The following is a 19,478-nucleotide window of genomic DNA, read 5'->3' on the forward strand; positions in this document are numbered from 1 at the left end:
CCCCGGTGCCCACCCCAGTACTCATCTGCACGGCCGCGCCAACGCTGCCCATGGCCACGAGCACCTCGGCCCCGGCGCGGAACAGGCTGCCAGGTGGTCAGGCGGGCATATGGGCTCTGGGCCGGGAGCCAACTGCACGGCCAGGGCAAAGCCTTGGCCACCTGCTTCAGCCTCTTCCGCCGGCAACTGGTTCATCCATCGGCATGCCGTCAAGCGCTGGCCCGCACGGGTCACCGCATCAGCCAGCAGGGCAGAGGCTTTGCGCAGCAAGCGCAGCACGGCATCGTCTTCGACCAGGATGGTCAGTTCCACCCCGTCAGCCACCATCTGCGTCTGCAGCTCGACCTGGCCGATGCCGGGCAACAGCCCGGCGACTCGCAAGCCCCAGCCCGGCCGGCGGCCAACAGCCTTGTGGTGCCGCGATGGGGGCGTCCTGGGGGCAACAGGTGCATGGCCAGGGCTTCGGCGTTGGTGTGCAAGCTGAGCATGTTGAACTCCTTCAGTGATCCGTTGGCGCCGTTGAGTGGTGGGGGCATCGCCTTCGACGCCCTCATCCACACAAGGCGACGCTTTTGTCGCGCGCATTAAATCGGCGGAGCAAAAAAGATGTCGACGGATCGACGGGAGGCTCAGCCTCCCTGGCCTCAGCTCGACAGAAGGAATTCGGCCACGCGCGCTGCGGTGTCCGCCGGGTGCTCCTGCATGAAGCAATGCCCGCCATCCACCGCTTCCACCGCCACCACGGCATTGCTGCCGGACCACAACTGCGCCGATGAGATGACGAAGGGGAAGGTGTGGTGCCCGTGGATCAACAGCGTGGGCGTATGCACGCGCCGCAGGGATGACCACAGCCCCACGGGCCCCGAGCTGAAGATGGCGGCTTCACGGGTGGGGTGGCACTTGAGTTCTACCTGGCCATCGGGCAGATCCTTGACGGCGTGGTCGACGAAGGCCCGCAGGGCTTCTTCTGTCCAGCCCTTGTAGGTGCCCCGGCCACGCAGCCCGTCCATGGCGCTCTCCCGGTCAGGCCAGTGCGTGCGGCGGCGCAGGGCTGCGCGCGCCAGAGGCGTGTGCTTGGCCAGCCCGGTGCTTTCGGCCAGCGTCAGGCCCAGGGCCATCATGGCCGGGAACAGTACGGGATCGAGCAGCACGGTGCGCTTGAACAGACGAGGGTGCTCGGCCATGGCCAGGCAGGTGAGTACACCGCCGAAGCTGTGGCCCAGCCCGAAGCAGGGCACGGCGCCGAAGAGATCGTGCTGATGGTGCTTGAAGGCCTCCACGGCCAGATCCGCGCACCGGTTCCAGCCGACGAAGCGCTCGCCGGGATCGCTGTCGCCATGCCCCTGCACATCGCTCAGCCACAGGTCGAAGTGCTTGCTCAGCGCGCGCAGCATCGGCTCGTACGCGCGGGCGCAAAAGCCGTTGCCATGGATGAAATGGATCAGCGGTTTGCCGGACGGCGGGGTGTGCCAGCCGCGCAGGGTGAAACCGTCTCGGGTGTCGTAAGCCCAGGCAATCAGTTGCATCGGGGGATTTGGTAACGCGAAGCAGCCAGGATCCTAACCCTGCGGGGGCATGTCCGGTATCGCCGGTTCATGCATTACCATCCGCGCATGAAAATCAAACAAGCGCTTGATTTTGGAAAGGCGCCTGAGCCTAAGAAAGTTCGGCCTGATGATGCCGTGTCTGACCGTGGCGCACGTGCGCGCGGACGACTGTTGTGCGAAGCCACCAGAATCTTCTCGGAGAAGGGCTTTGCCAAGGCATCGACGAGAGAGATTTGCCAGGCTGCCGAGCTGAACGTGGCGTCCATCCACTACTATTTCGGGGACAAGGCCGGGTTGTACCGGGCGGTGCTGTGCAAGCCGCTGGAGGACTTTGGGGAGGATTTCGAGCAGTTCGACCAGCCGGGCTTGCCCCTGCGCGAATCGCTGCGCCGCTTCGTGGCGGCCCTGCTGTGTCCCTGGGGACAGGATGAACTGTCCACCTGGCTGATGCGGGTCCATCTGCGTGAGATGGTCGAGCCTACGCCCGATTACAAGGACGTGATGGTCAGCCACATCCAGCCTTACCACCAGCGCCTGGTGCTGCTGCTGGCGCGGCATGCGGGCGCCAGCAAGCCGGACGATGCCTTGCATCAGCTGGCGTTCGCGTTGGTGGCCATGGTGCAGGACTACGGCGTGTCGCGCGAGTTCATGCAGATCCTGGCGCCCACGTTGCTTAAGGGGCCCAAGGCCATGACGCAGGTGCTCGAACGCCTGGTGGGCTATGGCGAAGCCCTGATTGAACATGAAGCCCGTGTGCGTGCATCGGCGACTCCGCGAGCCCCTTCGCGCACGGCACCAGAAGGACAGAAAAAGAGGACGATGAGATGACATTGAAGAAGACGACATGGGCCGGGGGCGTGGTGGTGGTCGTGCTTGCCGTCGGGGTCATCTGGCTGTTCACCCGTGATGACGACAAGGCCGCTGACTCGGCCACGCCGGCCGCGAAGAGCGCATCCGGCCCCAAAGCGGCCTTGAGCGTTTCCACCGTCAGGCCCGAGAGCTCGCAATGGCCGGCCGCGGTCACGGCCACGGGCTCCATTGCAGCTTGGCAGGAAACCGTCATCGGCCCCGAGCTGTCAGGCCTGCGCCTGGTGGAGGTGCGGGTGAACGTGGGCGATGTGGTCCGCAAGGGGCAGGTGCTGGCGGTGCTGCAACGCGATGCGGTGCAGTCCGAGGTCAATGCGGCACGCGCCAACGTGGCGCAGACCGAGGCCAACCTGGGCGAGGCCAAGGCCAATGCCGACCGTGCGCGGGTGCTCGAGCCCAGCGAGGCCATGAGCGCCCAGGAGGCGCAGCGTGCCTACACCGCCGAGAAGACGGCGGCGGCCCAGGTGGCATCGGCGAAGGCCAGCCTGCAATCGAACGAGCTGCGGCTGTCACAGACACAGGTGGTGGCCAGCGACGACGGCGTCATCTCCGCCCGCCCGGCCACGGTCGGCACGGTGGTGCAGGCCGGGCAGGAGCTGTTCCGGCTGATCCGCCAGCATCGTCTGGAGTGGCGCGCCGAAGTGCCGGCCGCCGATCTGCTGCGTGTCAAGCCTCGCATGGCGGTTCACCTGACGCCGGCCGGAGGCCAGGAGATGCAGGGCACTGTGCGCATGGTCGCGCCCACGGTCGATGCCGGTACGCGCAATGGCCTGGTCTATGTGGATCTGCCCGTGCAGGCGGGCGCACGTGCCGGGGCGCGGGCGGGCAGTTTTGCCACAGGGCGCTTGGACATGGGTACCGCGGAAGGCCTGACGCTGCCGCAAGCGGCCGTGCTGCTGCGTGATGGTTTCAACTACGTGTTCATCGTGGGCACGGACCACAAGGTCACGCAGACGAAGATCAGCGTGGGTCGCCGCATGCAGGATCGCATCGAGATCACGAAGGGGCTGCCGGCCCAGGCCGAGGTGGTGTCTTCCGGCGGGGTGTTCCTGGCGGATGGCGACACTGTGCGTGTTGTGCCAGCCCCGGCATCATCACCGGCGCCTGCCGCATCGGCCAGCGTGGCCGGAAAGGCCCAGCCATGATGAACGTCTCGGCCTGGTCGATCCGCAACCCCATCCCGGCGGTGCTGCTGTTCCTGATGCTCACGGGGGTGGGCCTCATGGGCTTTGAGCGCATGAAGATCCAGAACTTCCCGGACATCGACCTGCCCACTGTCAATGTCACGGCATCCCTGCCCGGTGCTTCGCCCGCGCAGTTGGAAACCGATGTGGCTCGCAAGATGGAAAACTCCATCGCCACGCTGCAGGGCATCAAGCACATCTACACCCAGGTGCAGGATGGCCTGGTCGTGCTGACGGTGGAGTTCCGCCTGGAAAAGCCCACGCAGGAGGCGGTCAATGACGTGCGTGATGCGGTCTCGCGCGTGCGTGCGGACTTGCCGTCCGACCTGCGCGACCCGGTGGTCTCCAAGGTCAACATCTCCGGTCTGCCGATCCTGACGTATACCGTCTCGTCCGAGCGCATGGACGATGAGGCGCTGTCCTGGTTCGTCGACAACGATGTGACGCGGGCTTTGCTGGCCGCCAGGGGTGTGGGCGCGGTGGCCCGTGTGGGAGGCGTCACCCGCGAGGTGCGGGTCGAGGTCGATCCGGCGCGGCTGCTGTCGCTCAACGCTACGGTGGCCGATGTGTCCCGCCAGTTGCGCAAGATCCAGCAGGAGGCCTCGGGCGGGCGCTCGGAGGTGGGCGGCGCGGAACAGTCCGTGCGCACCATTGCCACCGTGCGATCGGCCGACGAACTGGCCGCCATGAACATCACGCTCAGCGATGGGCGCCGCGTGCGTCTGGATCAGATTGCCACCGTCTCGGACACCGTGGCAGAGCAGCGCTCAGCGGCCATGCTCAATGGCAAGCCCGTGGTGGGCTTCGAAATCTCCCGTGCACGGGGATCGGGTGAGGTCGAGGTGGCGGACAGCGTTCGCGCTGCCCTGGACGAGCTGAAGGCCAAGCGCCCCGACATCACCATCACCGAGGCTTTCAACTTCGTCGACCCCGTTGAGGAGAACTACGAAGGGTCCATGCACCTGCTCTACGAAGGGGCCGTGCTGGCCGTGATCGTGGTGTGGTTCTTCCTGCGCGACTGGCGTGCCACGGTGGTGGCCGCGGCCGCCTTGCCGCTGTCGGTGATCCCGGCTTTCTGCGTGATGTACGTGTTCGGCTTCACCATCAACATCGTCACGCTGCTGTCGCTGTCACTGGTGGTGGGCATCCTGGTGGACGATGCGATCGTCGAGATCGAGAACATCATGCGCCACCTGCGCATGGGCAAGACGCCGTTCGAGGCTGCGATGGAAGCGGCCGACGAGATCGGCCTGGCCGTGATCGCCACCACCTTCACACTGATCGCCGTGTTCCTGCCGACCGCCTTCATGAGCGGCGTGCCCGGCAAATTCTTCGTCCAGTTTGGCTGGACGGCGGCCATCGCGGTGTTTTTCTCGCTGGTCGTGGCCCGGATGCTCACGCCCATGATGGCGGCCTACATGCTGCGCCCGCCCAAGGGCGATCACGCCGATCCGGGCTGGATGCGCATGTACCTGCGCTGGGCCCGCTGGTGTCTGCATCACCGCGGCTGGACCATGCTGGCTGTGGTGGGCTTCACCGCCGCGTCCATCGTGCTGTCGGGTCTGCTGCCCACCGGGTTCATCCCGCCGGATGACCTGTCGCAGACGCAGGTGAGCGTTTCGCTGCCGCCAGGCAGTACCTTCGAGCAGACACGGGATGCATCCGAACGTGCGCGTGACATCGTCCAGCGCAATGAGCACGTCAAGATGATTTACACGGCCATCGGCGGCGGAAGCTCGGGAGGCGATCCGTTTGCGCCGCAGGGCGCCGGCCAGGTCAACAAGGCCACCTTGACGCTGAACCTCACGCACCGCAGTGATCGCTCCGGCGTGAGCAAGCAGGACATCGAGAACCAGTTGCGCCAGGCCTTGCACGCCTTGCCAGGCGCCCGCGTGACGGTTGGCTTTGGTGGTTCGTCTGAAAAATACGTGCTGGTACTGGCCGGTGAGGACGGGGACACCCTGAGCGAGTACGCCCGCACGGTAGAGCGGGAGTTGCGTGCCATCCCCGGCATTGGCAGCGTGACGTCCAACGCCAGCCTGACCCGTCCCGAGCTGATCGTGCGGCCCGACAGTGCCCGCGCAGCAGACCTGGGCGTGAGCACCGCGGCCATTGCCGACACCCTGCGCATTGCCACGGCGGGTGACTACAATCAAGGCTTGGCCAAGATGAACCTGTCGCAGCGGCAGGTGCCGGTGATGGTGCGCCTGCCGCAGGAGGCACGCAGCGACCTCAACCTGATCGCACGCTTGCCGGTCCCTGGCGCACGCGGCCCCGTGCCGCTGGAGAACGTTGCTGTTATCGGCGTGGATGGCGGCGCGGCACAGATCAACCGCTATGACCGCCTGCGCAACATCAACTTCGAGATCGAGCTCAATCAGCAGCCGCTGGGCGAGGTGGAGAAGGCCGTGTTGGCCCTGCCGAGCCTGCAGGCCTTGCCGCCAGGCATCATCCGCACCACCGTGGGCGATGCCGAAGCCATGGCCGAGCTGTTCACCAGCTTCGGTCTGGCCATGCTCACCGGGGTGATGTGCATCTACGTGGTGCTGGTGCTGCTGTTCAAGGATTTCGTGCAGCCGATCACCATCCTGGCAGCGCTGGTGTTGTCCGTGCCCGGGGCCTTCATGGCGCTGTTCATCACGCAGACGGCCTTGTCCATGCCGTCCATGATCGGCTTGATCATGCTGATGGGCATCGCGACCAAGAACTCGATCCTGCTGGTGGACTACGTGATCATCGCGCGCAAGGAGCATGGGCTGGATTGCTGGGAGGCCATCATCGATGCCTGCCACAAGCGGGCCCGGCCCATCATCATGACGACCATTGCCATGGGCGCTGGCATGATGCCGATTGCCCTGGGGATTGGGGTGGATCCAAGCTTCCGTGCTCCGATGGCCATCGTGGTGATCGGCGGCTTGATCACCTCGACCTTCCTGAGCCTGCTGGTGATCCCAGTGGTCTTCACCTTCGTGGATGACCTGATCGACTGGACGCACCGGCTGGTTCGCCGCAAGGGCTATGGAGAGGCTTCGGTGAGCGAGGGGTGAGCCCCTTGCCTCACAGGTGGGTGGGCTCAATGTCCATTCGCCCATGAAAAAACCGCCCTGGCCGAAACCAGGGCGGTTTTTTTGCCATCAACCAACCCGGTTACCCAGGCCGGCTGACAGCGTCAGCCTATCAGGCTTGTTGCTTGCGGGCGCGACGAGCGGCCACGCCAACCAGGGCCAGGCCAGCGATGGCCATGGCGTAGGTCGAAGGCTCGGGCACGGCAGCCACGTTGATCGTGGAGTTGATCGAGCCGTAGTCCGTCACGTTACGCAGAGTGGTTACACCCAGGTCCACCAGGCGGAGGGCGCTCACAAAGTGGTTGAAACCCGATTGGGTGATGGTCAGGCCGGTGATGGAGTTGTTGTAGCTGCCAGCACCTTGCAGCGTGGTCGGGCCGCTGATGTTGGCGAAGTCCCACAGGTAGAAGTCGTTGATCGTGGTGATCTGGTCGCTGCCGTAGGGAGCAGCTTCGCCAGCGGCGGCACCGCGGAAGTCACCCGTGATGGAGGCGTAGATGCGCTTGTTGGTCAGGTCGACCGAAAGGTTGGTCACGGACAGGGAGCCACCCAGCGAAACGCCTTCCAGCACGCCAGCGGTCTGGATGGCGCCACCAGCGGTGTTCACCGTCAGGACTTCGCCGGCGGCGCCAGTCACCACGGAAGTGATGGGGGCGCTGGCGGACACACCGGTGCGGGTGCTACCGAACGGGGGGCGAGGCGTCAGGGTTTCAACCACCGTGGCGGGCGCGGCGGCCTTCACAACAACCTTGCCGACGTTCAGAGCAGTGATCAGGCTGCTCGAGAACGACAGCGTGCCCGTGCCACCTTCCAGGGTGGTGCCGTCAGGCAGAGCGTTGCCCACGGTGGTGGTGGTTTGAGCGCTGGCGACGCCGGCGATGGTCAGAGCTGCGGCGGCAGCCAGGGTCTTCAGTGTGTATTGCATGTCTTCTCCACTATCTCTAACAGCGGACCTTTATTAGTTCCTGCTTTGATTTGTGAAGGCGTCCGCGTATTCCTTCACGAATGCCCTGTCTTTGTCTACAGGGCTGACGCATCCTAAAGGTGCGTTTTAGGGCTGACTACCTGCTGTTGACCCTTAATTACCGTCGTTACGTATGTAACGGAGGTGGGTTCACTTTTAAACATGCGAGTGAGGGGGTGTTAGGGGTAAATACGCTGGTTTCTAAGATCCTAAAACCTAGATCAATCAGGGTTCCGGCGCGGAGTCAAAGGCTTTTTTGCGGATACGAATGGCCAGACCCAAGACCCCCAGGCCCACCATCAACAAGGCGGTGGTGGATGGTTCGGGAGCCGCTGACGTGATCACGCCATAACTGGTGACGTTCCGCAGTGTGTGGCTGCCGAGGTCATAAAGCCGCAGGGCACTGACAATGTGTTCATAGCCTTGCTGGTTGATGCTGAGATTGCTCAGACTGAAATCGGGAGGGCCACCAACCGGGAAATGGGTGCCTTGGGGAATCGATTGAAGACCGCCGGCCAGATGGCCCTGCACGCTTTGAAAATCCCAGAGCCTCAGGGTTGTGGTGGTGATGAACTCGCTGTCGAACGGTGCAAAACCTTCCGGGGTGCCCACGCCTCGGAAATCCCCGGTGAACGTTGCATAGACACTTTTATTGTGGAAATCGATGGACAGGCTCTCTATCGAGAGCGTCCCGCCGAAGGACAGACCGACACGAAAGGTGGTCGACCATGACATGCCACCCACCAGGTTGATTGAGGCAACGCCGCCAGCGTCGTCCATGCCGACGCTTCTGACCGGGCTGGCCATGACGATGTCACTGCGCACAGCACCCAGGATGGGATGCGTTGAAATGGATTCGTCGATGATCGACGGCTCGATGCGCTGGACGCTGGCCTTGTTGGTGTTGAAAAATTACAGCAGGCTGGCAGAGAAAGGCAACTGGACAGCGCCGCCGTGGAAAACGAGGTTGTCGTAGCTGTCCCCTACCTCCATGGTGGTAATTGCTTGGGCAGGAAATGTTGACAAGCCCAGGGTAATGAAGCCCCCCAGGGCGATAAGCCTGGTTGAAAAGCGCATAGGTCTCCCCTGCTGATCAATGTTGATGGATGCCGGGTGTGCGGGTAGAAAAGGTTTGCCACAGCCCCCGTCGCATGCTAGCCATGAGCGCTCAAGTGACCTGTCAGGGGTAGCCCTGAATTCTTATCGTTTGTTGCATGGCGTTGTTAAATTGCCTGCAGGGCGCAAAAAGCCCGGCGTTGCCGGGCTTTTTGCGAGGGCTGGTGGCCCAGCCTCTGCCGAAGCGGATCAGCTCAGACGCGCTCGATGACCATCGCGATGCCCTGGCCACCGCCGATGCACATCGTGATCAGTGCGTAGCGGCCGTTGACGCGTTGCAGCTCGTACAGGGCCTTGGTCACCAGGATGGCACCGGTGGCACCGACAGGGTGGCCCAGCGAGATGCCCGAGCCGTTGGGGTTGGTCTTCTCGTTGGGGAAGCCCATTTCCTTGGACACGGCGCAGGCCTGAGCCGCGAAGGCTTCGTTGGACTCGATCACGTCCAGGTCTGCCACGCTCAGGCCGGCCTTGGCCAGTGCAGCCTTGGATGCGGGTACGGGGCCGATGCCCATGTACTCGGGCTCGACACCGGCGTGGCCGTAGGACACCAGGCGGGCCAGGGGCTTGAGGCCCAGTTCCTTGGCCTTGTCGGCAGAAGCCATGACCACGGCGGCGGCGCCATCGTTCAGGCCGGAGGCGTTGCCGGCGGTCACGGTGCCTTCTTCCTTCTTGAAGGCGGGCTTCATCTTGGCCAGCACTTCGGCGGTGGTGTCACCCTTCACGTGCTCGTCGGTGTCGAACAGCGTGGTGCCCTTGCGGGTCTGCAGCTCGACGGGAACGATCTGTTCCTTGAAGTAGCCGGCGGCGATCGCGGCGGCGGCGCGCTTCTGGCTCTGCGCGGCGTAGGCATCCTGTTGTTCACGCGTGATGTCGTAGCGTGCGGCCACGTTCTCGGCGGTGATGCCCATGTGGATGTGCTTGCGCGGGTCATGCAGGGCGCCGAGCATGAAGTCCAGCATCTTGACGTCGCCCATGCGCGCGCCCCAGCGGTTGCTGGTGACGAGGTAGGCGCCACGGCTCATGGATTCGGCACCGGCGCCGATGGCCACGTCGCAGTCACCCAGCAGGATGGATTGCGCGGCGGACACCACGGCCTGCAGGCCCGAGCCGCACAGGCGGTTCACGTTGAAGGCAGGGGCTTCTTGCGGCACGCCAGCGTTCAGGGCCGCCACGCGGCTGATGTAGGCGTCTTGCGGGATGGTCGGGATCACGTTGCCCAGCACCACGTGGCCCACGTCCTTGGGCTGCACGCCAGCGCGCTCCATGGCGGTCTTGATGACCAGGGCGCCCAGGTCGGCAGGCGGAACGTCCTTGAGCGAGCCGCCGAACGTGCCGATGGCGGTGCGGGCGGCGCCCACGAAGACGACTTCACGAGTCATGATGCTTTCCTTCAGGATGTGGCAGGTGGGGTGGTGCAGGCCTTGTCCGGAAGACCGGCAAGATCTGGTCTGGTTCATTGTCAGATTATGAGGCTTCGGCAGTGTGCCAAACGTTCCGCCTGATGGTTTCAAACACGGCCAGATGCCGTGGGATCTGAGGGTAGTGTGGTCGGCTTCGCTGCCAGCAGTTGCGAGGCCTGTTCGGCGATCAATGCGTCGCCATGCTCCAGCATCAGGTAGCGGAAGGCTTCTGCAGCGGGGGACAGCACCTTGGAGGCCTCGTGCACCAGGTTCCAGGTGCGCATCACGGGGGTGTCTTCGAACTCGATGATCTGCAACTGGCCGCCGCGCAATTCGGCGGCGACGGCATGCAGGGACAGAAAACCGATGCCCAGGCCCGCCATGATCGAAGCCTTGACCGTCTCATTGCTGGGGATCTCCATCGCCACGCGCGGCGCCAGGCGGTGCTCGCGCAGGTAGTTGTCCAGCGCGTGGCGCACCTCTGAACCCAGCTCGCGGGCGATCAGCGGGTAGTGGACCAGCGCCTCGATCGGCGGGTGGCCCACGCTGAGCAATGGATGCCCAGGCGGGCACACGAACACCATGGGGTGCCCGGCGAAAGGCTCGGAGCGCAGGGCGTATTCGCGCGGCGGGCGCCCCATCACCGCCAGGTCGATCTCGTTGCTGTGCAGACGATCGAGCAGTTTGGTGAGGTCTCGCGTTACATCGAGACGCACGTCGACACCCGGGTGCTCCGCGCGGAACCGGGCCAGCAACGAGGGCAGGAAGTAGCCGGCCGTGCTCAGCAAACCAATGGTCAGCACGCCGGTTTCGACCCGTTTGAAACGTGCCATCACGTTCTCGGCGTCTTTCAAGGTGGACATCAGCCGCTTGGCGTAGACGAGGAAGTACTCGCCGCCCATGGTGAGCTGCACCTGCCGGCCCTGCCGTTCAAACAGGGGCAGGCCAACGTGACTTTCCAGTTCCTTGACCTGCATGGTCACGGCCGGTGGCGTCAGGTGCAGGCTTTCGGCGGCACGACTGAAGCTGAGGTGCCGCGCGACCTCCGTGAAGACCCTCAATTGCCTGAAAGTCACGCTCTTCATTAAGTAATTCCTTAACTGTGGCGAAACAAAGTCTGAATTTACCTTACTTGTCCGATTCCCTACATTGATTCGCAACCCCTTCAACGAGTCATTGCAGCGAGGTCGACATGAACAAACCGGTCGAGGATGGCGTCATCCTGGATGCCAAGAAGCGCTACAGCGCGGGCGTGCTCAAGTACCGCCAGATGGGCTACTGGGCACCGGATTACGTGCCCAAGGCCACGGACGTGGTCTGCCTGTTCCGCATCACCCCGCAAGAGGGCGTGGACCCGATCGAAGCCGCCGCCGCCGTGGCCGGTGAATCCTCTACCGCGACCTGGACAGTGGTGTGGACCGACCGCCTGACCGCCTGCGACAGCTACCGTGCCAAGGCTTTCCGCGTCGAGCAGGTACCGGGCAACCCGGAGCAGCACTTCGCCTGGGTGGCCTATGACCTGATCCTGTTCGAAGAGGGCTCGATCGCCAACATGACGGCGTCCCTCATTGGCAACGTCTTCAGCTTCAAGCCGCTCAAGGCCTGCCGCCTGGAAGACATCCAGATCCCCGTGGCCTACGTGAAGACCTTCAAAGGCCCGCCCACTGGCATGGTGGTCGAGCGCGAGCGCCTGGACAAGTTCGGCCGCCCGCTGCTGGGGGCGACGACCAAGCCCAAGCTGGGCCTGTCGGGCCGCAACTATGGCCGCGTGATCTACGAAGGCCTCAAGGGCGGCCTCGATTTCATGAAGGACGACGAGAACATCAACTCGCAGCCTTTTATGCACTGGCGTGACCGTTTCCTGTTCGTGATGGACGCGGTCAACAAGGCGCAGGCCGTGACCGGCGAGGTGAAAGGCTCGTACCTCAACGTCACCGCTGCGACGATGGAAGACATGTACGAGCGCGCCGAGTTTGCCAAGCAACTGGGCTCGGTCGTGATCATGGTGGACCTGGTGATCGGCTGGACGGCGATCCAGTCCATGGCCAACTGGTGCCGCAAGAACGACATGGTGATGCACATGCACCGAGCGGGCCACGGCACCTACACGCGACAGAAGTCGCACGGCGTGAGCTTCCGCGTGATGGCCAAGTGGCTGCGCCTGGCTGGCTGCGACCACCTGCACGCTGGCACGGCCGTGGGCAAGCTTGAGGGCGATCCGATGACGGTGCAGGGCTACTACAACGTCTGCCGCGACAGCTACACCCACAAGGATCTGCAACGCGGCCTGCACTTCGACCAAGACTGGGCCGACATGAAGAAGGTGATGCCAGTGGCATCGGGCGGCATCCACGCCGGCCAGATGCACCAGCTGCTCGACCTGTTCGGCGACGACGTGATCCTGCAGTTCGGTGGCGGCACCATCGGCCATCCGCAGGGCATCCAGGCCGGTGCCGTGGCCAACCGCGTGGCGCTGGAGTGCATGGTCAAGGCCCGCAACGAAGGCCGCGACATCCTCAACGAGGGCCGCGACATCCTGGCCGAGGCCGCGCGTTTCTGCAGCCCGCTCAAGCAGGCGCTGGACACCTGGGGCGACATCACCTTCAACTACACGCCGACGGACACGAGCGACTATGCCGTGACGTCCTCGGTGGGCATGTGAAGCGCAACGACCGTATCCACAGGAGATCACCACCATGATGACCAACCCCGCCGGCCGCCTGACGCAAGGCCAGTTCAGCTTCCTGCCCGACCTGACGGACGCCGAGATCTTGAAGCAGATCGAATACGGCCTGAAGAATGGCTATGCGTGGAGCGTCGAGTACACCGACGATCCACACCCGCGCAACACCTACTGGGACATGTTCGGCCACCCCATGTTCGATCTGCAGGACCCGGCCGGCGTGTTGATGGAACTGAAGGAATGCCGCAAGGCCTTTCCCAACCACTACATCCGCCTGCTGGCTTTTGATTCGGTGCGCGGTGTGGAGAGCGTGGTGATGAACTTCATCGTCAACCGCCCTGCGAAAGAGCCTGGCTTCTTCCTGGAGCGCACGGAAATCGATGGCCGCAGCATGCGCTACAGCACGCGCTCGTATTCGGCGGCCCAGCCTGAAGGTGAGCGTTACCAGGGCTGAGGCCTGTACGGGAGGGCACAGCCATGAACGCACCGCTCTACAGCCTGCCGGGAAGCCAGACTCAGGCATCGATGCCTCGTGCGGCATCGACCGATGCGGATGCCAGCGTGTCGCCTGCTGCCGCTGTGGCGGCGACAGCGACACCGGTGTTTCGCACCGTCGCGGACGTGCTGGCGCAAAGCCAGGTCGAGTCCGTGATGGACGAGCTGGACCGCGATCTGGTCGGTCTGGCGCCTGTGAAAGCGCGCATCCGCGACATCGCCGCGCTGCTGGTGATCGACAAGCTGCGTGCGGCGCATGGGCTGGCGGCGCAGAGCCCCTCACTGCACATGTGCTTCACCGGCAACCCCGGCACGGGCAAGACCACCGTGGCCATGCGCATGGCGCAGATCCTGCACCGCCTGGGCTACATCCGCAAAGGCCACCTTGTGGCCGTGACGCGCGACGACCTGGTCGGCCAGTACATCGGCCACACGGCGCCCAAGACCAAGGAAGTGCTCAAGAAGGCCATGGGCGGCGTGCTTTTCATCGACGAGGCCTACTACCTGTACCGCCCGGAGAACGAGCGCGACTACGGGCAGGAGGCCATCGAGATCCTGCTGCAGGTGATGGAGAACCAGCGTGACGATCTGGTCGTGATCCTGGCGGGCTACAAGGACCGCATGGACACCTTCTTCAAGAGCAACCCGGGCATGTCCTCGCGCATTGCGCACCACCTCGATTTCCCGGATTACGCGGTGGGCGAGTTGCTGTCCATCGGCGACATCATGCTGGCGGGGCAGCACTACCGCTTCGGACCGGGTGCGCGTGAGGCCTTTGACGACTACTTGCAGCGCCGCGTGGCCCAGCCGCATTTCGCCAACGCGCGCAGCGTGCGCAATGCATTGGACCGTGCGCGCTTGCGCCAGGCCAGCCGTCTGTTCGAAGACCGCGACCGCATGCTGAGCCAAGAGGACCTGACCACCATCGAAGCGCGGGACATCCGCGCCAGCCGCTTGTTCGGCGCGCCCTCCGGTGCCGACCAGCCAGCCCAGGCGGCCTGAGCCCACTGGGCTCACGAACACACACATCACAAGAACCGCAGGACTCCCCATGAACAACACCACCCCGCCGCCCAACCTGCTGGACGAGGCCTTGCAACGCCACCTGGTCGGCATGGCCCCGGACGCGGCCTTGGCCTTGCGCGAGACGATCAATGCCATCGCCCAGGCCTGCGTGCGCATCAGCGATGTCGCTTCGCTGGGCGTGCTGGCCGATGCGCATGGCCTGGCGGGCGAGCGCGATGTGCATAGTGAGGAGCCGAAAAGGCTCGATGTGATCGCCGATGGCCTGATGGCGTCCAGCCTCTCGGCCTGTCGCCACGTGGCCGCCTGGGCCAGCCAGGAGCACGAACAGCCGCATGTCTCCCATGCCCACGGCACGAAGGGTGGCCATCTGGTGGTGTTCGATCCGCTGGATGGTTCTTCGAACATTGAGGCCAACATCTCGATCGGCACGATCTTCTCGGTGCTGCCGCACCGCTACCGGGGTATGGCGCCCGGCGCGGCCGACTTCATGCAGCCGGGGCATCAGCAGATCGCCGCGGGCTACGTGCTGTATGGGCCAGCCACGTTGATGGTGCTGACCTGCCGGCGTGGCGTGCTGGTGTTCGGGCTGGACTGGCGCGGAGCACGTGATACAGGAGCGGGCAATGGGCCGGGCGCCGCGCCGCAGTGGGTGTTGACCTACGACGACGTTCGCATCCCCGAGCACACCCGCGAGTTCGCGATCAACGCCTCCAACCAGCGCTTCTGGGAAAAGCCCATCCAACGCTACGTGGCCGAGTGCGTGGCCGGTGACAGCGGCCCGCGCATGAAAGACTTCAACATGCGCTGGGTGGCCTCCATGGTGGCCGAAGTGCACCGCATCATGACGCGCGGCGGCGTCTTCCTTTACCCGCGCGACACGCGCGAGCCGCGCAGGCCAGATCGCTTGCGGCTGCTGGCCGAGGCGGCCCCCATGGCCCTGCTGGTGGAGCAGGCCGGCGGCCGCGCCACCAACGGCACGAGCGAACTGCTCGACTTGGTACCCGATACCTTGCACCAGCGCGTGCCGGTGATCTTGGGCTCGAAAGACGAGATCGACCGCATCGTCGGCTACCACGCCGATCCCAGCGAGAACGTGTCCTGGCAGCTGTTCAAGACGCGCTCGCTGTTCGTGCAGCCGCAGGCCTGAGGCGGGGCGCATCAGCATGTCCAGACGCCACCCCGTCATCGTCGTCACCGGCTCCAGCGGTGCCGGCACCACCACCGTCAAGACTACGTTCGACACCATCTTTCGCCGCGAGGGCGTGAGGGCCGCCGTGATCGAGGGTGACGCCTTCCACCGCTATACCCGCTCGGAGATGAAGCTGGCCATGGACCTGGCCGAGCGTGAGAACAGGCACCTGAGCCATTTCAGCCCCGACGCCAACGAATGGCAGGAGCTTGAGCAGCAGTTCCGCGCCTACGGCGAGACGGGCCGCTGCCGCACGCGCTACTACCTGCACAACAAGGCCGAAGCCGAACCCTATGGCCAGGAGCCCGGCACCTTCACCGCCTGGGTGGACACCCCCGTGGACACCGACCTGCTGTTCTACGAAGGCCTGCACGGTTGCGCCAAGACCGACACCGTGGACGTGGCCCGCCATGTGGACCTCAAGATCGGCGTCGTGCCCATCATCAACCTGGAGTGGATCCAGAAGATCCACCGCGACACCAAATCGCGCGGCTACTCCAAGGAGGCGGTGGCGGACACCATCCTGCGCCGCATGCACGATTACGTGCACTACATCTGCCCGCAGTTCGCCGAGACGGACATCAACTTCCAGCGCGTGCCCGTGGTGGATACCTCCAACCCCTTCATCGCTCGCGACATCCCCACGGCGGGCGAGAGCATGACGGTGATCCGTTTCCGCAACCCGCGCGGCATCGACTTTCCCTACCTGCTGTCGATGATCTCGGACTCGTTCATGTCACGGGCCAACACCATCGTGGTGCCCGGCGGCAAGATGGACCTGGCCATGCAGCTCATCCTCACGCCCATGATCCTGCGGCTGATGGAGATCCGCCGTGCACAGATGCAATGACCCAGGCAATGACCATTGACGCCATGACCAAGCCAAGCACGACCTCTGCAGCGCCACCCTCCGTGCGCCTGATCACTTTCGACCTCGATGGCACCCTGGTGGACACCGCCCGTGAGATCGCCGAGGCCGCCAACCGCACCTTGGCGCAGATTGGCCTGCCGCGCCGCCCGCTGGCCGACGTGACGTGCCTGATCGGCCACGGCACCCGCGAGCTGATGCGGGGCCTGCTGGCCCAAGCCGTGGCGGCTGGCGATGCCCGCGCGGAGGATCTGGACCTCGACGCCATCATGCAGCGCTTCGAAGGCCACTACCACGACACCACCGGCACCGACAGCCAGCTCTACCCAGGCTGTCTGGAAGGCCTGGTGCGTCTGCGCGATGCGGGCGTGCAGATGGCCTGCGTCACCAACAAGGAGCACCGCTTTGCCGTGCGGGTGCTGCAATCCACTGGACTGTCCGGATTCTTCCGCGTCGTCATCGGCGGTGACAGCTTGGCACAGAAAAAACCCCATGCGGCGGTGATTCAGTATTGCCTAGATGCGCTAGCTGTGCCTCAATCACAGACAGCGCACTTGGGAGATTCCAGCATCGATGTCGACACCGCCCGCCGTGCAGGCGTGGCGGCGTGGGCTGTGCCTTACGGTTACAACGGCGGGCAACCCATCGAAACATCGCATCCGGATGCCATTTTCCCTGGCGTCGACGCCGTGGCCGATCATGTGCTGTCCGTGGCCGCGAAGGCGGCTTGACGTTCGTCACGGTTCGGTCACGAAACTGGCGCGATCATGCGCCGTGGATGTGGTTGGCACTCTGAACCCCTCGACCAGGAGAGAAGCATGGCAGTGAGCACCCCGATCGCCGACATCGGCTGGCCCGCGGCGCCGTTCCGGCTCAAGAGCGTGGACGGCAAGTTCTATACCTTGCAGCAGTTGGCCGGCCCGCGTGGCACCTTGGTCATCTTCATGTGCAACCACTGCCCCTATGTGAAGGCCGTGCTGCCGCGCATCCTGCGTGATGCCTACGATCTGGCCAAGCATGGCGTGAACACCATCGCCATCAACGCGAACGACGACGAGGCCTACCCTGAAGACAGCTTCGAGGAAATGAAGCGCCTGTCGAAGGCGCAGGGCTTCACCTTCCAGTACCTGCACGACGACACGCAGGACATCGCCCGGGCCTACGATGCCGTCTGCACGCCGGATTTCTACGGCTTCGATGCCGATCTGCGCCTGCAGTACCGTGGCCGCCTGGATGGCTCACGCAAGGAGCTGGCCCCGGAAGACGAGCCCCGCGAGCTGTTTGATGCCATGCGCCTGATCGCCCACTACGGCTATGGCCCGGCCGAGCAGAACCCCAGCATCGGCTGCTCCATCAAGTGGCGTGAATCGGCCGTGGCGCCGGCACTGCTTCAAGCCGCGTACGCACAACCTTCGCTCTGAACCACCGGGGCGGCTTGGCGCCGCCCTGCGTCGTGTCCCTGCCTGCGCGCCTGCAGGATCATCTCGGCAGCCTTCTCGCCGATCATGATCGCAGGCGCGTTGGTGTTGCCGCCGATCAGCGTGGGCATGATGGACGCATCCACCACACGCAGGCCCTGCACGCCATGCACGCGCAGTTGATCATCGACCACGGCCATGTCGTCGGCGCCCATGCGGCAGGTGCCCACCGGGTGGTAGATGCTTTCGGCATGCTGGCGGATGTGCCGCTCCAGCGCCTCGTCGCTGGTGGCCTGAAGGCCGGGCGCGACCTCGTCACCACGGAAGGGATCGAAGGCCGGTGACGCGAAGATGCGCCGCACCTGGCGCACGCCCTTGACCAGGGTGCGCAGGTCATCCGGGTGCGTGAGGTAGCCGGCGTCGATGCTGGGTGCCTGCAGCGGGTCCTTGCTGGCCAGAGTGATGCGGCCCCGGCTCTTGGGGCGCAGCTGGCACACGTGCATGGTGAAGCCTTCGTTCGTCATGAAGCGTAGGTCACGGCCATGGTCGCGCAGGCTGGCCGGCATGAAGTGCAGTTGCAGGTCGGGGATGGGCTCATCGGGCGAGCTCTTGATGAAGCCGCAACCCTCGGCGCCGTTGTTGGTCAGGAAGCCCGAGCTGCTTGTCAGGAACTGGACGGCGGCGCCCGGCATGCGGAGCATGTTGCGCCAGCTCAGGCCGGACGACACGCGCTGCAGCGAGCGCCGGGTGAGCGTCACGTCCAGGTGGTCCTGCAGGTTTTTCCCCACGCCGGGCAGGTGGTGCACCGTGTCGATGCCCACCTCGCGCAGATGCCCGGCATCGCCTACGCCGGAGAGCATCAGCAACTGCGGCGTCTGCACCGCGCCGGCGCACACGATCACCTCGGTGCGTGCATGCACCTCGCGGCGGTGACGGCCCTGCATGAACTCGACGCCGGTGAAGCGCCGGCCCTGCGACAGCAGCCGTGTGGCCTGGGCACCGGTCAGGATCGTCAGGTTGGGGCGGGCACGGACCTCATCGCTCAGAAAGCCCTTGGCCGCGCTGCAGCGGCGGCCGTTCTTCTGTGTGACCTGGAAGTAGCCCACGCCTTCCTGCTGCGCGCCATTGACGTCATCGTTGAGCGGGAAGCCGGCCTGCTGCGCCGCTTCCAGGAAGCGCTCGGTCAGCACGTTGGGTTGGCGGAAGTCCATCACGTTCAGCGGGCCGCCCGTGCCGTGGTACTCGCTGGCGCCGCGCTCCTGGTTTTCGGAGCGCTTGAAGTAGGGCAGCACCTCGGCATAGCTCCAGCCTCGGTTGCCCAGGGCGGCCCAGTGGTCGTAATCGAAGGTGTGGCCACGGGTGTAGCACATGGCGTTCATGGAACTGGAGCCGCCCAGCATGCGCCCGCGTGGCCAGAACAGCTGACGATTGGCGAGTTGGGCATCGGGGCGGGTCGTAAACTGCCAGTTGAGCCGGTGGCTCAGCATCAGCCACAGCATCCCGGCCGGGATGTGGATGGCGGGGTGCCAGTCATTGGGGCCGGCCTCCAGCAGGCAGACGCTCACGTCAGGATCCTCACTCAAGCGGCTTGCCACGACACATCCCGCCGAACCGCCACCGACCACCACGTAATCCACCAGCATGGTTTCTGTCCTT

Annotated in this window: 18 protein-coding genes; 11 read left to right on the plus strand and 7 right to left on the minus strand. The window is 64.7% G+C overall.

All coding sequences use genetic code 11. The features are described from left to right. Positions 1 to 21: 21 nt before the first annotated feature. Together WAQ08_RS02540 and WAQ08_RS02545 are read right to left on the minus strand one after the other, a co-directional pair. On the minus strand, positions 22 to 381 hold the full coding sequence (locus WAQ08_RS02540) for a hypothetical protein (protein WP_422189065.1): 360 nt from the start codon (positions 379 to 381) through the stop codon (positions 22 to 24). A 263-nt stretch (positions 382 to 644) separates the two neighbouring features. After that, the gene (locus tag WAQ08_RS02545) at positions 645 to 1,526 is read right to left on the minus strand and encodes an alpha/beta fold hydrolase (RefSeq protein ID WP_422189066.1); all 882 of its coding nucleotides are present in this window, start codon (positions 1,524 to 1,526) and stop codon (positions 645 to 647) included. Positions 1,527 to 1,682: 156 nt separating this feature from the next. Between WAQ08_RS02545 and WAQ08_RS02550 the strand changes: the two genes are divergently transcribed. Genes WAQ08_RS02550 through WAQ08_RS02560 form a run of 3 tightly spaced genes read left to right on the plus strand, consistent with a single transcriptional unit; the run spans position 1,683 to position 6,645 of the window. Further along, positions 1,683 to 2,375: a CerR family C-terminal domain-containing protein gene (locus tag WAQ08_RS02550; protein ID WP_422189067.1), complete on the plus strand. Its 693-nt coding sequence runs from the start codon at positions 1,683 to 1,685 to the stop codon at positions 2,373 to 2,375. After that, positions 2,372 to 3,559, plus strand: coding sequence for an efflux RND transporter periplasmic adaptor subunit (locus WAQ08_RS02555; RefSeq protein ID WP_422189068.1), 1,188 nt, complete (start codon positions 2,372 to 2,374; stop codon positions 3,557 to 3,559). The genes WAQ08_RS02550 and WAQ08_RS02555 overlap by 4 nt, the downstream gene beginning before the upstream one ends. Beyond that, positions 3,559 to 6,645, plus strand: coding sequence for an efflux RND transporter permease subunit (locus WAQ08_RS02560; protein ID WP_422189094.1), 3,087 nt, complete (start codon positions 3,559 to 3,561; stop codon positions 6,643 to 6,645). Before WAQ08_RS02555 ends, WAQ08_RS02560 begins: the two co-directional genes overlap by 1 nt. Positions 6,646 to 6,775: 130 nt before the next feature. Here WAQ08_RS02560 and WAQ08_RS02565 read toward each other — a convergent pair whose 3' ends face one another. Then, complete coding sequence (locus tag WAQ08_RS02565) at positions 6,776 to 7,588, minus strand: PEP-CTERM sorting domain-containing protein (RefSeq protein WP_422189069.1); 813 nt, start codon at positions 7,586 to 7,588, stop codon at positions 6,776 to 6,778. A 264-nt stretch (positions 7,589 to 7,852) separates the two neighbouring features. Further along, positions 7,853 to 8,407 (minus strand): PEP-CTERM sorting domain-containing protein, encoded by a 555-nt coding sequence (locus WAQ08_RS02570; RefSeq protein WP_422189070.1) that lies wholly within the window; start codon positions 8,405 to 8,407, stop codon positions 7,853 to 7,855. Between WAQ08_RS02570 and WAQ08_RS02575 the strand changes: the two genes are divergently transcribed. Beyond that, positions 8,406 to 8,603 (plus strand): hypothetical protein, encoded by a 198-nt coding sequence (locus WAQ08_RS02575; protein WP_422189071.1) that lies wholly within the window; start codon positions 8,406 to 8,408, stop codon positions 8,601 to 8,603. The two genes, WAQ08_RS02570 and WAQ08_RS02575, sit on opposite strands and share 2 nt — an antisense overlap. A 334-nt stretch (positions 8,604 to 8,937) precedes the next feature. Here WAQ08_RS02575 and WAQ08_RS02580 read toward each other — a convergent pair whose 3' ends face one another. Both WAQ08_RS02580 and WAQ08_RS02585 read right to left on the minus strand, forming a co-directional pair. Further along, positions 8,938 to 10,122, minus strand: a complete 1,185-nt coding sequence (locus WAQ08_RS02580) for an acetyl-CoA C-acyltransferase family protein (RefSeq protein WP_422189072.1) — start codon at positions 10,120 to 10,122, stop codon at positions 8,938 to 8,940. Positions 10,123 to 10,250: 128 nt separating this feature from the next. Next, positions 10,251 to 11,228 (minus strand): LysR family transcriptional regulator, encoded by a 978-nt coding sequence (locus WAQ08_RS02585; protein WP_422189073.1) that lies wholly within the window; start codon positions 11,226 to 11,228, stop codon positions 10,251 to 10,253. A gap of 107 nt (positions 11,229 to 11,335) precedes the next feature. On the opposite strand from WAQ08_RS02585, the gene WAQ08_RS02590 reads away from it, so the two are divergent. The 7 genes from WAQ08_RS02590 (at position 11,336) to WAQ08_RS02620 (ending at position 17,825) form a co-directional block, all read left to right on the plus strand. Beyond that, on the plus strand, positions 11,336 to 12,805 hold the full coding sequence (locus WAQ08_RS02590) for a form I ribulose bisphosphate carboxylase large subunit (protein ID WP_422189074.1): 1,470 nt from the start codon (positions 11,336 to 11,338) through the stop codon (positions 12,803 to 12,805). Between the two features lie 34 nt (positions 12,806 to 12,839). After that, the gene (locus WAQ08_RS02595; protein WP_422189075.1) at positions 12,840 to 13,280 is read left to right on the plus strand and encodes a ribulose bisphosphate carboxylase small subunit; all 441 of its coding nucleotides are present in this window, start codon (positions 12,840 to 12,842) and stop codon (positions 13,278 to 13,280) included. 23 nt (positions 13,281 to 13,303) lie between these two features. After that, positions 13,304 to 14,323 (plus strand): CbbX protein, encoded by a 1,020-nt coding sequence (cbbX, locus tag WAQ08_RS02600; protein WP_422189076.1) that lies wholly within the window; start codon positions 13,304 to 13,306, stop codon positions 14,321 to 14,323. Between the two features lie 49 nt (positions 14,324 to 14,372). Then, complete coding sequence (locus tag WAQ08_RS02605; protein ID WP_422189077.1) at positions 14,373 to 15,494, plus strand: class 1 fructose-bisphosphatase; 1,122 nt, start codon at positions 14,373 to 14,375, stop codon at positions 15,492 to 15,494. A 16-nt stretch (positions 15,495 to 15,510) separates the two neighbouring features. Then, on the plus strand, positions 15,511 to 16,386 hold the full coding sequence (locus tag WAQ08_RS02610) for a phosphoribulokinase (protein WP_422189078.1): 876 nt from the start codon (positions 15,511 to 15,513) through the stop codon (positions 16,384 to 16,386). A 23-nt stretch (positions 16,387 to 16,409) separates the two neighbouring features. Beyond that, a complete protein-coding gene (locus WAQ08_RS02615) occupies positions 16,410 to 17,135 on the plus strand; it encodes an HAD-IA family hydrolase (protein WP_422189079.1) in 726 nt (241 codons plus the stop codon). 87 nt (positions 17,136 to 17,222) lie between these two features. Beyond that, complete coding sequence (locus tag WAQ08_RS02620) at positions 17,223 to 17,825, plus strand: thioredoxin family protein (RefSeq protein ID WP_422189080.1); 603 nt, start codon at positions 17,223 to 17,225, stop codon at positions 17,823 to 17,825. Here WAQ08_RS02620 and WAQ08_RS02625 read toward each other — a convergent pair. Beyond that, positions 17,795 to 19,465: a GMC family oxidoreductase gene (locus WAQ08_RS02625; protein WP_422189081.1), complete on the minus strand. Its 1,671-nt coding sequence runs from the start codon at positions 19,463 to 19,465 to the stop codon at positions 17,795 to 17,797. The genes WAQ08_RS02620 and WAQ08_RS02625 overlap by 31 nt on opposite strands. Between the last annotated feature and the right edge of the window lie 13 nt (positions 19,466 to 19,478).

The organism is Aquabacterium sp., assembly GCF_049274795.1.
Lineage (GTDB): Bacteria > Pseudomonadota > Gammaproteobacteria > Burkholderiales > Burkholderiaceae_C > Aquabacterium.